Raw genomic sequence first — 12,411 nt, 5'->3', positions numbered from 1 at the left:
AATGCAAGCGGCGGGTTCTGTAAGACGTAGATCAGGCCCTGTACATCACCCCATCACAAAATCATGCGTTGTCGCAGAATACGCCGGAACAACGCAGGATCTGACGATGCAGTCTTCGCGTGATTTCCATATGGTGATGGTATCGGGCAGTTCTGAGAACAACAGGTAACCATTGTTGCTAAAACCCAGAATGGTGAACAGGTTACCTTGTGACCTGCTGGTCATGATAATGGACTCACGACCCTGCGCATCGATCTTGCTCATCTGCGAGCGGTTGTGCTGATCCATGCCGGTGGTCACATAGATATTGCCCTGGGCATCCATGGCCGTGCCGCTTGATGGGCGCGGCAGTTTGTGAAAGGCACCGCCTTCGCCGTTCAGGCTGAATTTGCCGATGGTGCCTTCTCCGCAAGAAACAATGAGTTTGTCGCCTTGCAGGGACAGGCTATCCGGCTTGGTAATGTGGGTAAAGTCGCGCACGCGCCCCTGCTGGTCGATTACCTTGATCGTATCGGACCCCGCGTCTGCGACATAGATATTGCCTGCGCTATCGATTGCCAGTCCACGTGGATAGCGCAAACCAGTGGCAAAGGTTTTGACGCCACTGTCATCGATGACGCGCACGCGTTGTGAGCCGTATTCAGCAAAATACAGATTGCCAGCCGCATCGAAAGTGATACCGCGTGGTGCTTTGGCATCTGCCAAAAAGACCCGCAACTCATCGCCGGCACCGAGATTGGTCATGACGATGGCATTGAGTTGTGTCGCGCTGGTGTAGACCGCATTATTGGCGTGATGATTTTCCATGGTGTCCTTGATGATTGTGATGACAGTAATGAGAATGATGAACAGGCTGATGGTATTGGCGGTGAAAATATCGGCATTAATATGGATATAAGCATGAACATAAGCATGGCCATAAGCACATGCAGATCATAGCGCAAATACTTGTTATCATGATACGCTGCCATGCCTTTCCATTAATTGCGCTCCTGATTCGCCTGCCATGTCTGAACTTGTCGTCCTTACTACTTATTTCAACCCTTGCCGCTATGTATCGCGCAGGCAGAATTATGATGTCTTCATCGAGGGCATGCGGGCGGCTGGGGTGACCTGTATCACGGTCGAATGTGCTTTTGGTGACGCACCGTTTGAATTACCTGCCGCGCTGGATGTTTTGCAGGTGCGCTCTGCCACGCTGCTGTGGCAGAAAGAACGCTTGCTGAACCTGGCAGCATCCTGGTTGCCGCCCAGCTGCAAATATGTGGCCTGGCTCGATTGCGACATCTTGTTTAACAACAAGCTATGGGCCAAGGAACTGGTGAAAGTCTTGCAAAAGCACCCGATTGCCCAGGTATGGGAAAACTGCCTGCGCCTGCAACAGGACGGTAGTGCCGGTACCAAGCCAGACCTGGTGACCTCGTTCGCTGCGGTCATGCAGGCGCAGCCGGGTTCTTTGCAGGCGGGGCGCTATGATACACACGGGCATACAGGTTATGGCTGGGCCATGCGGCGCAGCCTGTTTGATGCTGTGGGTCTGTATGAAGCTGCAATATCAGGCAGTGCTGACCATTTCATGGCACACGCGATTTATGGTGACTATAATTTTTGCATACAGAATGCCCTCAAGCATGACCGCGCCCAGATCTTGCACCTGCAAGCCTGGGGTGCGCGCTTTCATCAGCTCGTGCAGGGCAGCCTGGGCGTGGTACGTACCGATATCTGCCATCTGTGGCACGGCGAAGCCTTGCACCGCCGCTATTTTTTACGCATGCATGAAATTACCGACCTCGGTTACAACCCCTGGACTGATCTGACTGTGCGCAGCGGCCAGCCGCTGGAGTGGCATGCCGATATGCAAAAACCCAAATTGCGTCAATATTTTGCCGATTATTTTTTATCCCGCCGTGAAGATGGCGAATTTTTTGAGAAAGCCAGCCATGCCTAACCCTCGTCAACACGATGACTATGCCGATGGCGCACCCGCTACCGTTTATCCTGACCTCAATGTCGTGTCGGCGGCACGCGATGCCTTGCAAAAAGCGCTGTTGGCAATCAAGGCACAGCTGGGTGATCTGACACCGCGGCAAGAACACCTGAAGGCCAGGCGTGAAAAAGAAATCAAGCGGGTCGTGGCTGATTTGTTGCCGGGTTTTCAGGCCAGTACCTTGCGAGACCTGAACGCCACCTGTCCGGCATTTGTCGATGCCGTGGTGCTGGCGGCATTTGAAGCCTACCGGCCATGGCTGGGTTTTATCGACCGGCCCGGTTCTGCCCAGGCGCTGGGGAGTTTGCAGACCAGGCTGGCATTTTATTTTGATACCAAGGCCGAATTGTCTTCGCTGTCCATCATCGATAAAGAACTGGCAGCCGTCAATGCGCAGATCGATGAATTGCAAAGGCAGGACAGCAATACGGCAGACTTTATCGAATTGCTGAAACACACTGAGCAAGATGGCTGCGCAATACCTGAAGATGTCTATGAGCAGCTGAAAACAATCGTGCGCCAGGCCAGGCAATTGCAGGAGCGCCGCAAGACCATTTTGTCTGACCGGCATATGCAGGAAATGGAAAGAGAATGGCGCAGCCGGCAGACACATTACCGCGATGCCCCTTATCAAGATGCCTATGCGTGGTATTGCATAGACCATCATTTTCATCCTGCGGCTTTTGACCGTCTTGAAACTGCGATGGTGCGGGCCAACCCGAGTTATGTACCCATGCGTCGCCGCCATATGTATTACGAAAGCAGTTACCGGCATCACGACCACCAGCATCAGGACAATCACAATACCTATAATACCTACAACAACTATAACAATGACAATTTCGCTGCGGCAGCTGCCTATTCGTCGCAATATAATCCCAGCGCATCCAGCCCGGTTGATCTGACACAGGTGCCTGGTTATCCGAATAACCGTACTGATGACCGCACTGATGGCGGAGCGGATGACATGACTGATACCAGCAGTGCTTCAAATCGCAGCGACGACAGCCAGACTGTTTTTTCAACGACGGCAGGCTCCTACGGTGGGGGTCGTGATGACATTGCCACCGACGACAGCCTGGGGGCTTATTCTTAAGTTGTGGCTTCTTGTGACAGAAAGAGCGGGAATGGCTGGCACCAGTCCTCAACATGACCTGCTTGCTGTGCTTCAGGTAGAATCTGTTGATGGACAAGAAAACGCCTTCTCCGCAAACAGCACAGCCCCTGCCTGGAAATCAGGCGCATGGCGACTGGGTGCGGCGTGCCACGCCACTGGCCGGTGTAGAGCGCATAGAAGCTTTTTTCAAAGGCCGGGCCTACGCACCACATCGTCATGATACCTATGCGATAGGGCGTACGATTTCCGGCGTGCAGTCATTTCATTACCGCTCTTCGATGCGACATAGCCTGGCTGGTCACACCATCGTTCTGCATCCCGATGAACTGCATGATGGACAGGCGGGTACCACAGACGGTTTTCACTACCGCATGGTCTATGTTGAACCGGCGATGCTGCAAGATATTCTGCAAGGTCGCCCCTTGCCTTTTATTGCTGGTGGCGTATCCACTGACCCCCGTCTGTTTCGTGCAACACAGGCTTTGCTGAACAATTTCACCGATACGGTGGACGGCCTGGAGCAAGACGATGCCATGTTTGACCTGGCCATGGCGATGCAGCAGGTGTCCGGTCAGCCTCTGGCAAAGCCAGGCGATTTCAGGGCGGCACAAATCGCCCGTGAGTATATCGATGATGCGCTTGACCAGACCATCACGCTGGACCAGCTGGCCACGGCAAGTGGCCGTGACCGCTGGAGCCTGTCGCGTGATTTCCGGCAATTTTTTGGTACCAGTCCCTACCGCTATATCACCATGCGCCGCCTGGCACTGGTGCGGCGGCTGATGCTCGCTGGCAGGCCATTGGCAGAATGCGCTGTCTTTGCCGGGTTTGCTGATCAAAGCCATATGAGCCGCCAGTTTCTTAAGACGTATGGTATTTCTCCGGCGAAATGGTTACGTCTTGGTGTTTCTTAAACACTGGTAATACACGGCCGCCTGCGGAGTCATTCGGAGTTATTTCATCCGTGATTCTGGCAAGAAATAAAAGCAATCATTAGGCTTTTTCCTACAAATTCCGCTTGTCTCATCCTACGGCGCTCTCGCTGCATTTATTTCTATAATGCTTCGCATGCATCGTTCAATTTCACTTGGAAAACAGGAGAGCTTCATGACAAGCGCAGACCAATACAATATCTACCAGCCAATTCATGGCGATGGCCCAGGCCCTGCCGTAATGGGCGCCAACACCCTGATTGGTGACCATATCCATAACGCACAGGACGAACATCTGGGCCAGTTGAAAGAGATCATGCTTGACACCAAATCCGGTGAGATCGCCTATGCCGTTCTGTCCAGGGGTGGTGTATTTACCTTGGGCGAAAAGCTGTATGCGGTGCCCTGGTCCGCCCTGCATTTAAATACCGAAAAGAAAAACCTGGTTCTTAATGTTGATAAAGAAAGATTTGATACCGCACCAGGCTTTGACCCAAATAACTGGCCGGACATGGCCGACCTGGCATGGCGTAACAATCTGGACACCTACTACGGTGTGAACCAATCCCGATAAATCAAGGCGTTGAATAGCTAGTCCTACCCAAGTTGGGGCAGCACTGTTTCGCCAGCAGTCGCTGCCTCTTTTTAATGAGAATGCCAGCCATGAATAATAAAAAAATTTACCGCCCTCTCGCCTTATTGCGCAAATCTGTTTTGCCGGGCCTTGTTGTGAGTCTTGCCGCAGGCTTGAGCAGCAGCCTTGCATGGGCTGACCAGTCCTCTGCGCTGGATCGTATCAGTCTTTCGGGTGGTGTCTTTTATGCCGACCCCAGCATCAATTTCAATGCCGATACACGATTTGGACGTATCCAGACGCCTACCTATGATCAGGACCATGTGCAAATTCCGCGTGTACGCGCCGATATGTTGCTGGGTGATAGCCAGGGGCTGTCGTTTGATTATTTCCGTTATGACAAATCTTATCTGTCAAGCGTGAGCGGGCAAGCCACCATCAACGATAAACTGGTTACTGGCGCCGCCAGCCTGAGTTCAGACTTGCGCCTGGAAGTAGGGCAGTTTGCCTATCGCTGGTGGTTTGGTGGCGACAATGACGTGGTCGGCGTGGGGCTGGGTGCGGCCTTTTACCGTGCCCGGCTCGATGGCATCGTCAGCGGCACAGTCGATGGTAACACTGCCAGCGCCAGCGATTCAGTCAGCAAGAGTACGGTAGCCCCGCTGCTTGAACTGGGCTGGCGGCATGCCTTTTCCAAAAATTTCAGGTTCTTTGCCGAGGCATCTGGCATCAAGAAAAACGGTGGCAGTGTCAGCGGCAATATCTATGGTGGTAACGCCGGTGTCGAATGGTTCCCGTTCCAGAACGTAGGACTGGTCGCTGATTATGGCGTCACCAAGATTGACCTGATGCGTGAGCATGACAATGCCAATATGAATATCCGTCTGGCTGGCCCTTCCGCGTATGTGAAAGTACGTTTTTAAGGCTGGATTGTTCTAACCATGAATTCATTTTTTGTACGGAGCTGAGCATGTTAAAGAGTAACAGTCACAATGATGAAGCACAAAGAGAAATCCCAAGAAAAACGCCAAGGGAAGATCAAAAAGAAATGCATTTGCCGGATGTAGATGCCGATACGGATGACCCTGATTTTCATCAGGAAGAAGCCGAGCGCAGAAAGTGGCTGAGGGAAATGCGGAGCTTGGATGCCATCCGGAAATCCATGTCAGCAAAACATCGCGAATATTCGCGTGAACACTGATTTGGACGCTGGCGCTGACGCTAATACTGACATTTAATCGCTGGCTGTGGCAAAACAGCCAGCGCACAAACGTTCAAGACAGGACAGCATTAATTGCCTAGACTGTGGGTTTCAACCACTTCACAGGATGAGCAAGAAATGACTAGCCAGCAAAGTAGCACACCCACGCAAATCGCCGCCTCGTTGAATGAATTCTGGTCACCTCGTGTGGTGGCAGAATTTGATGATTCCTTCGTTAAAGTAGCCAAGGTCAAAGGCACACTGGCTTGGCATAGTCATGACAATGAAGATGAGCTGTTCTACATCCTCAAAGGCCATCTGTGTATAGAGATGGAACAGGGCAATGTTGATCTGGCGCAAGGCGATATGTATGTCGTACCAAAAGGCGTCAGGCACAACCCGGTTGCCGATGAAGAATGTCTGATCATGCTCATAGAAAAAAAATCCACGCTGCATACAGGCAACATACAAACAGAAAAAACCCGTTCCATCGCGGATCAATTACGCCCTGTCTGATAGTGGTAATAACACATTTGTAATCGATTCGTAATTTCCTTGTGCGCATAATGTTCTGCCGTGCTGACTGTTGTCACATGGCTGCCCGCAGGCATCGGTAAATTACAAACAGGCTGGCGACATGCTGGCATGTCTTACCATCCTGCAGGCAATTTCTTCAAAGCATTTCTGTCTCCCCCGACATTGCATCGCTGCATCACCACACCATGCGGTGCCGGGGTATTTGCATCAGCCAAATATTGAACAAGGAAATTATCATGAACAAACGCTTTACATCGCTGCTTGCCTCTGTCGTGGCCATGTTTGCCATCACAGGCTTGCTGGCCGCACCAGCCATGGCACAGTTGCCTTATGGTTATATCGTCGCCATAGGCAAACCCCTGACCGCCAAATTGCAGGACTGGAGTGGCGTGCCAGGGCAAAACGGCCAGTGGCCGCATTATCACATCACCTTTAACGTCAACGGCCAGACCTGGGATTCTGCCATCGACTTGTCCACCAGCAGCCAGACGCAGCAAAGCCGTCACCGCGAATTGCTATTGCCCTATGGCATAACGGCATTCGATACCGTCTTCAACAAGGCCGACGGCAAATATGTGTTGCCGACCAATGCCTCTGCTCAGGCGGCAACGGGCGGGGCATTGGATTACATCCGCCACCCCGGTATTCTGCAAGCACTGGACCAGCACCCCTGGAGCAATCTCGACGACACCAATAACCTGATACAGCCAGCCGTCAACCCGACCGCCACTCACAAATATGATGTCCCTGCCTACGACGCCCTGTTCGCACAAGGGGTAAAGCGCGTATACGTGTTTGGTGAGCCTTACACCAATGGTCTGGGTGTGCATCAGGTGCACCAGAACCAGGGCGATACCAGCGCCAATTTTGCGGGGCAAAACGGCATCTGGCAAGACGGTGCCGTCATCCTGGAAATGAATTCGCAAACCTGTAGCGGCAATGTCTGCAAGCCCAACTGCATCCTGCTGATGGCACGCTTTGCTGACCAGCTTGACTACACCCAGGATTACACCTGGAACGTACCTGCCTACGGCCATGCCTATAACCCGCCAGTGACCGATATCCAGAATGGCCAGGTCGTAGGCGCCGGTTCATGGAAATATTTTGGCCCCTACACGGCAGAAGAAGCAGAAATCATCCTGTCAACAACCACCCCCTTTGCTGCATCACCTGTGTCAGCCGCAACAGCCGCATCAACCATGTCGACGGCCAATCTTATCCCCAACATCGGCATCAACAAGAACCTTGACCTGTATGTTAATTATGGGCGCGTACCCAGCAATGCCTACGCCAACGCCCATGTCTGGACCAACCGCCTGAATTTCTGGGAAAGGCTGTTCAACACCAGCAACCAGTCTATGTATATTGCCGTACATAACAACGGCAATACGGCTGTGACTTTCAACCTCAGCACGACCTATACGGTAGGGCCTGCCGCGTTTTGATCGATAATCATTTTTTGCGGTAAGGTCGAAAAGTGCAGGATAACGAAAGGCACCTGCGTAGATAAATGGCGATTTCAGCTTATCTGAAATCGCCATTTCCTTTTTGGAAGAATCGAAACGTTTCTCTATAACCAGCAAGCCAAGCTGGCTTGCATCGGGGCAATTTGTGCACGTTATCTCAGCAATGTGGGTGAACTACAATCAAATGATTTGTTAAATTTAGTAATCTTAATTATATTTAATTCGCTTTGATTGCTAACCGGTTTGGTATCATTTTTTTGAAATGGCCCATTCGCTGGGAGTTTATTGGCATGAAGGCGTATCTGGCATGGCGTATGGCTGCCTGTTCTCACCGCACCGGCCACCGCCTTCAAGCTAAAACCTGTCGCGATACATGATAGCGAAAACCTTGGTCACCTCTTTGTGTGCCCTTGACAGCAAGCCCATTGCTCAACTCCCGAATCTAACCAAGCAGGAAACCATATGAAATATCCAGGACACATTATCAAAACCGGCGAAAGCGATGTAGCGCTGGTGATCGCATTGAAGAAGCAATTGAACAAAATGCTGGCAATTTCACGCCAGCCTGCGCTTAAGCTTGATACCAGCGTGACTGAATTTGATGCAGCGACCAAGCAGGCTGTGATGTTGTTCCAGTCTCAAAAGGTGGATAACACAGGCTTACCCTTGAAAATCGACGGACAAGTTGGCTCGCTGACCTGGGAAGCGCTGTTTGGTGACAAGAGCGTTGTCAGAAGCGATACCACCAGCGACTATTTGAGCCGCGTACTGGCAATCGCCGGCAAAGCTGCCGACGATAAAGTCAGGGAGGTGCCAATAAATTCCAATAGCGGACCAGAAGTGGATCTGTACTTGAAAACTGCGGGCATGCGGTCAGGCCTGGCCTGGTGTGTGGCCTTCATTTACTACTGCTTTGATACCGCTGCTGTCGAATTGGGACGCAGCAACCCCATGGTCCAAACCGCTGGCGTGCTGGATCACTGGAGCCGTTGCGTCAAAGAGAAGGGGGCAAGTCGCATCACCAGTGCCCAGGCAGCGGCTGACCCCAGCTTGGTGCGAGCCGGTATGATTTTCGTGATGGATCATGGCGGCGGGCTGGGTCATTCCGGCCTGATAGAAAGCGTGGCAGGTGGCATCATCTTCACCATAGAAGGCAACACCGACGCCAGCAAAACCCGTGAAGGCGGGGGCGTCTATAAGCTTAGCCGCAAGATAGCGGATATCAACAAAGGGTTTATTGATTACGCAGGGCTGTAAGCTCAATTTGATGGCGCCTAGCCGTAGCCATGCCAGGGAATTTCAACAAATCGAAAATTGAAAGTAATCATCATGACCAGCGCACAACGAGGAATTTTGAAGGATTTGAGACTGGGCATTTTTTCTTATATTCGTTTTGATTGCCCTGATCATGGCGGCCACGCCCTGCCTTGTTGCTGGAGGGAGTATTACCTTGAAAGCTGATGTTGCTGAAACCTTGAAAATACTGGAAAGTGAAACTGGGAGAAGTGCGGGTGAAATTGAGAAAATATTAATGTTTAAGGGGCGTTAGTGCAAGCTAGTGCAATAGACTGGAAATGCTAACTTGGTAAAGATACGTATTTCAAATTGAGTGAGATGTATTTATTTCCCCAAATGTTGACTTTCATTAACACTTGATATGGGATTTTTTTGTTGTTCTGCCGAAAGTGAATGCTAGTATGTATCTTGAGTTAACACTGTTCGCTTACAGATATGTCGCCAAAGCAGTTTTTTCACTTTCGCAATATCAGCCTGAAGACGCGCCTGAGTCTGGCAGTCGCGCTGCTGTTTGTGCTGGCGCTGGGTTTGCTGTCGGCACTGGCGATATCGGTATTTGAAAAAACCCTGGAAAAAGTCATCGAGGCGCGGCAATCCACGCTGATTGCCAATATGGCAGATGAGGTGGATCAAAAGATCAACCTCCGAAGAACTGCCCTGACACGGCTGGCCCATGATATCGGCGCTGCCGAACTCGACAAAGACCAGTTACAGGATTATCTCGGGCAATTTCATAGTCTTGATGGTTTATTTGACAATTTTTCCATCGTAGATCTGAATGGTGACCAGCTAGCCAATATGGACAGCCCTGAAACACGCGGCAAAATCAATGTGGCTAACCGTGATTATTTCAAGGCAGCAGTCAAGCAATACCAGGCAGTGATTTCAGCACCGCTCAAAAGCGGGCTGACCGGTCGCCCGCTGGTATTGATGAGCGCGCCTATCTTTAATACCCGCGGCAGCCTGCTGTTTGTCTTGCTGGGGACGATAGAGCTGACCCATGACAGCTTTTTGTCTGAATTATCGAATGCCAAAATTGGCGAGACCGGTTATTTCTATGTGCTGACAGCCAAAGGCAGTTTTGTCAGTCATCCAGACCAAAGCTGGATATTGAAAAATCTCAGTGAACTGCCAGCACAAGGCGGCATACCCGCGCAGGTTTTACAACAGGCCGAAGGCACGACCACGTCGGGCAAGGGCGGTAATGACGAAGCCATACTGTCTTACAGGCATTTGAAGTCGGTAGACTGGATCGTCGCAGCGGTGTACCCGAAACGCGAGGCTTTCAGCACCATCGCCGACGTCAGAAATCACGCCATCGTTGCCAGCATTGCCCTGTTGCTGGGCCTGTTATTGCTGACCTGGTGGTTCATGTACTGGCAGTTGTCACCCTTGCAGAAACTGCGCGACAAGGTCAATAATGCCGAAGCTGAACCTGATCTTGCAGAGGCCGATACCAGCTACCACAAGGATGAAATCGGCGACCTGGCCAAGGCTTTTGATGATGCGATGCGCAAGCGCCGTGCGGCAGAACTTGCCTTAAGCAATAGTGAAAACAATCTGCGTCTGATTGCAGACAATATGTCAGCCTTCATTGGTTATATAGACAAGCATGAGAGATATACTTTTGCCAATAAAAAGATAGAGCACCTGTTTGGCATACCTGCGCATCAGGTCATAGGCCGTGCGGTACAGGACATTGCAGGCACCCCGTTTTACCTGCAAACCCAACCCTATATTGCCAGGGTGATGACGGGCTTGTGGACACGTTTTGAACGGCGCGCAGAGAGAAAAGGCGTGCTGGAATGGGACAGGGTGACCTATGTACCCGATGTCAGCCGTGATGGCGAAGTGCTGGGTTTTTTTGTGCTGGTCGAAGACATCACCGACTTCAAGCGCATTCAGACCGACCTGATGCTCAGTGAAAAGCGCATACTGACCATCACCGACAATATCCCGGCCATGATAGCCTATGTGGATGCGCATGAGCGCTATCAGTTCTGCAACCGCTATTCACGTATGATGTCTGGTGTGGATCAGGCAGAGATCGTTGGAAAAACGGTGAAGGAGGTATTTGGCGATGAGCCTTATCTGGAATTGAAAGAAAAAATACACCGTGCCCTCAATGGCGAAGCTGTATCGTTTGAACGCTTTGCCACAGAGCGCGGTTTATACAAGCACCTGCAATATGAATATGTGCCCGACGTCAACACGGAAGGCGAAACCCTGGGATTTTATGCCATGATCATCGATGTCTCTGACCGCAAAGAAGCTGAACTGAAACTGCAGGCCAGCGAAGGCCTGTTACGTACCATTGCCGACAATATACCTGCCTTCGTCAGTTTTATTGATACCGACAATCACTTCCAGTTCGTGAACCGGCCCTATGAAACCTGGTTCAACTTGCCACTGGTGGCCATACGTGGCCGTGCCCTCAGTTCATTGCTAAGCGGTGATCTGCTGGAACTGCACCAGACCCATTTCATGTATGCGCTGTCGGGCGAGAGAACAGAATTTGAAATTGAAATTGAAATCGCCGGTGTGCTGGGGCATTACCATGCCACCTATGTACCGCAGTTTAACGATGTCGGCAAAGTCATCGGCGTGAATTCACTGATCAATGACGTCAGTGACGCCAAGGCTGTGGAAAAGCAGTTGCTGGCACTGGCAAGGTTTGACAGTCTGACCGCCTTGCCCAATCGTAACCAGCTCGACGAAAGAATGGAACAGGCCAGCGCCCGTTCTCAACGCACAGGCCGCCTGATGGCGATCATGTTCCTTGATATTGATCACTTCAAGGACATCAACGATAACCTCGGCCACCACGCCGGTGATGAGGTATTGAAAGAATTTGCCAGCCGCCTCAAGAGTTGCATACGCCAGACGGATCTGGTTGGACGACTGGGTGGCGATGAATTCGTCATCATACTTGAAGGCCTCAATGCCCATGCAGAAGCCGAACTGGTTGCCGGTAAAATCATACAGGCAATGACCGTCCCGGTGATTGCTGAAGGCCAGCCCCATATGATTACCGCCAGCATAGGCATCGCCATTTGCGGCGAGAAAAAACACAGCGGCGAACAAATGCTGAAAAAAGCCGACGAAGCGCTTTACCTGGTCAAGAAAGCAGGCCGTAATAATTTCAAGGTTCTGCAAATGGATTAAATTCTTGTCACGTGGCGGGGCAGAAATGCCCTGCCTTGCACTCCGCATGTAGTCCTTCTTCCGCTTGATCATCTTCCCTGCAAACCCTGGCCGGACATAGCCAATATGCTACATTACGGCTGTCTGCGCGCAGATG

The 12,411-nt window shown here is 51.4% G+C and carries 12 protein-coding genes; 11 read left to right on the top strand and 1 reads right to left on the bottom strand.

Features of this window, described 5'->3' with window-relative positions; all coding sequences use genetic code 11:
* Positions 1 to 45 precede the first annotated feature (45 nt).
* Positions 46 to 807, bottom strand: coding sequence for a hypothetical protein (locus tag ACO0LH_RS01365; RefSeq protein ID WP_422939246.1), 762 nt, complete (start codon positions 805 to 807; stop codon positions 46 to 48).
* Between the two features lie 199 nt (positions 808 to 1,006).
* On the opposite strand from ACO0LH_RS01365, the gene ACO0LH_RS01360 reads away from it, so the two are divergent.
* The 11 genes from ACO0LH_RS01360 (at position 1,007) to ACO0LH_RS01310 (ending at position 12,275) form a co-directional block, all read left to right on the top strand.
* Positions 1,007 to 1,948 (top strand): hypothetical protein, encoded by a 942-nt coding sequence (locus ACO0LH_RS01360; RefSeq protein WP_422939245.1) that lies wholly within the window; start codon positions 1,007 to 1,009, stop codon positions 1,946 to 1,948.
* Positions 1,941 to 3,083, top strand: a complete 1,143-nt coding sequence (locus ACO0LH_RS01355) for a hypothetical protein (RefSeq protein ID WP_422939244.1) — start codon at positions 1,941 to 1,943, stop codon at positions 3,081 to 3,083. The genes ACO0LH_RS01360 and ACO0LH_RS01355 overlap by 8 nt, the downstream gene beginning before the upstream one ends.
* An 89-nt stretch (positions 3,084 to 3,172) precedes the next feature.
* Entirely contained in the window at positions 3,173 to 4,018 is an 846-nt protein-coding gene (locus tag ACO0LH_RS01350; RefSeq protein WP_422939243.1) for an AraC family transcriptional regulator, read from the top strand.
* A 193-nt stretch (positions 4,019 to 4,211) separates the two neighbouring features.
* Entirely contained in the window at positions 4,212 to 4,610 is a 399-nt protein-coding gene (locus ACO0LH_RS01345; RefSeq protein ID WP_422939242.1) for a PRC-barrel domain-containing protein, read from the top strand.
* 89 nt (positions 4,611 to 4,699) lie between these two features.
* On the top strand, positions 4,700 to 5,533 hold the full coding sequence (locus ACO0LH_RS01340; protein ID WP_422939241.1) for a hypothetical protein: 834 nt from the start codon (positions 4,700 to 4,702) through the stop codon (positions 5,531 to 5,533).
* 47 nt (positions 5,534 to 5,580) lie between these two features.
* Complete coding sequence (locus tag ACO0LH_RS01335; RefSeq protein ID WP_422939240.1) at positions 5,581 to 5,811, top strand: hypothetical protein; 231 nt, start codon at positions 5,581 to 5,583, stop codon at positions 5,809 to 5,811.
* Between the two features lie 138 nt (positions 5,812 to 5,949).
* Positions 5,950 to 6,327, top strand: a complete 378-nt coding sequence (locus tag ACO0LH_RS01330) for a cupin domain-containing protein (protein WP_422939239.1) — start codon at positions 5,950 to 5,952, stop codon at positions 6,325 to 6,327.
* Positions 6,328 to 6,584: 257 nt separating this feature from the next.
* Positions 6,585 to 7,793, top strand: a complete 1,209-nt coding sequence (locus tag ACO0LH_RS01325) for a DUF2278 family protein (RefSeq protein WP_422939238.1) — start codon at positions 6,585 to 6,587, stop codon at positions 7,791 to 7,793.
* 483 nt (positions 7,794 to 8,276) lie between these two features.
* A complete protein-coding gene (locus ACO0LH_RS01320; protein ID WP_422939237.1) occupies positions 8,277 to 9,071 on the top strand; it encodes a peptidoglycan-binding domain-containing protein in 795 nt (264 codons plus the stop codon).
* A 151-nt stretch (positions 9,072 to 9,222) separates the two neighbouring features.
* The gene (locus ACO0LH_RS01315; RefSeq protein WP_422939236.1) at positions 9,223 to 9,363 is read left to right on the top strand and encodes a hypothetical protein; all 141 of its coding nucleotides are present in this window, start codon (positions 9,223 to 9,225) and stop codon (positions 9,361 to 9,363) included.
* Positions 9,364 to 9,545: 182 nt separating this feature from the next.
* Positions 9,546 to 12,275, top strand: a complete 2,730-nt coding sequence (locus ACO0LH_RS01310) for a diguanylate cyclase domain-containing protein (protein WP_422939235.1) — start codon at positions 9,546 to 9,548, stop codon at positions 12,273 to 12,275.
* The last annotated feature ends 136 nt before the right edge of the window (positions 12,276 to 12,411 follow it).

It is taken from the genome of Undibacterium sp. TJN19 (assembly GCF_049339485.1).
In the GTDB taxonomy this organism is placed as follows: Bacteria; Pseudomonadota; Gammaproteobacteria; order Burkholderiales; family Burkholderiaceae_D; genus Undibacterium.
The sequence above is the reverse complement of the archived record's forward strand: the minus strand, read 5'-3'. Positions and strand labels throughout refer to the sequence as shown.

Coding starts and splice junctions, on each gene's coding strand:
- ACO0LH_RS01340 (WP_422939241.1), top strand. CDS start 4,700: ATGAATAATAAAAAAATTTACCGCCCTCTCGCCTTATTGCGCAAATCT.
- ACO0LH_RS01320 (WP_422939237.1), top strand. CDS start 8,277: ATGAAATATCCAGGACACATTATCAAAACCGGCGAAAGCGATGTAGCG.
- ACO0LH_RS01350 (WP_422939243.1), top strand. CDS start 3,173: ATGGACAAGAAAACGCCTTCTCCGCAAACAGCACAGCCCCTGCCTGGA.
- ACO0LH_RS01365 (WP_422939246.1), bottom strand. CDS start 807: ATGGAAAATCATCACGCCAATAATGCGGTCTACACCAGCGCGACACAA.
- ACO0LH_RS01355 (WP_422939244.1), top strand. CDS start 1,941: ATGCCTAACCCTCGTCAACACGATGACTATGCCGATGGCGCACCCGCT.
- ACO0LH_RS01345 (WP_422939242.1), top strand. CDS start 4,212: ATGACAAGCGCAGACCAATACAATATCTACCAGCCAATTCATGGCGAT.
- ACO0LH_RS01315 (WP_422939236.1), top strand. CDS start 9,223: ATGGCGGCCACGCCCTGCCTTGTTGCTGGAGGGAGTATTACCTTGAAA.
- ACO0LH_RS01325 (WP_422939238.1), top strand. CDS start 6,585: ATGAACAAACGCTTTACATCGCTGCTTGCCTCTGTCGTGGCCATGTTT.
- ACO0LH_RS01310 (WP_422939235.1), top strand. CDS start 9,546: ATGTCGCCAAAGCAGTTTTTTCACTTTCGCAATATCAGCCTGAAGACG.
- ACO0LH_RS01330 (WP_422939239.1), top strand. CDS start 5,950: ATGACTAGCCAGCAAAGTAGCACACCCACGCAAATCGCCGCCTCGTTG.
- ACO0LH_RS01335 (WP_422939240.1), top strand. CDS start 5,581: ATGTTAAAGAGTAACAGTCACAATGATGAAGCACAAAGAGAAATCCCA.
- ACO0LH_RS01360 (WP_422939245.1), top strand. CDS start 1,007: ATGTCTGAACTTGTCGTCCTTACTACTTATTTCAACCCTTGCCGCTAT.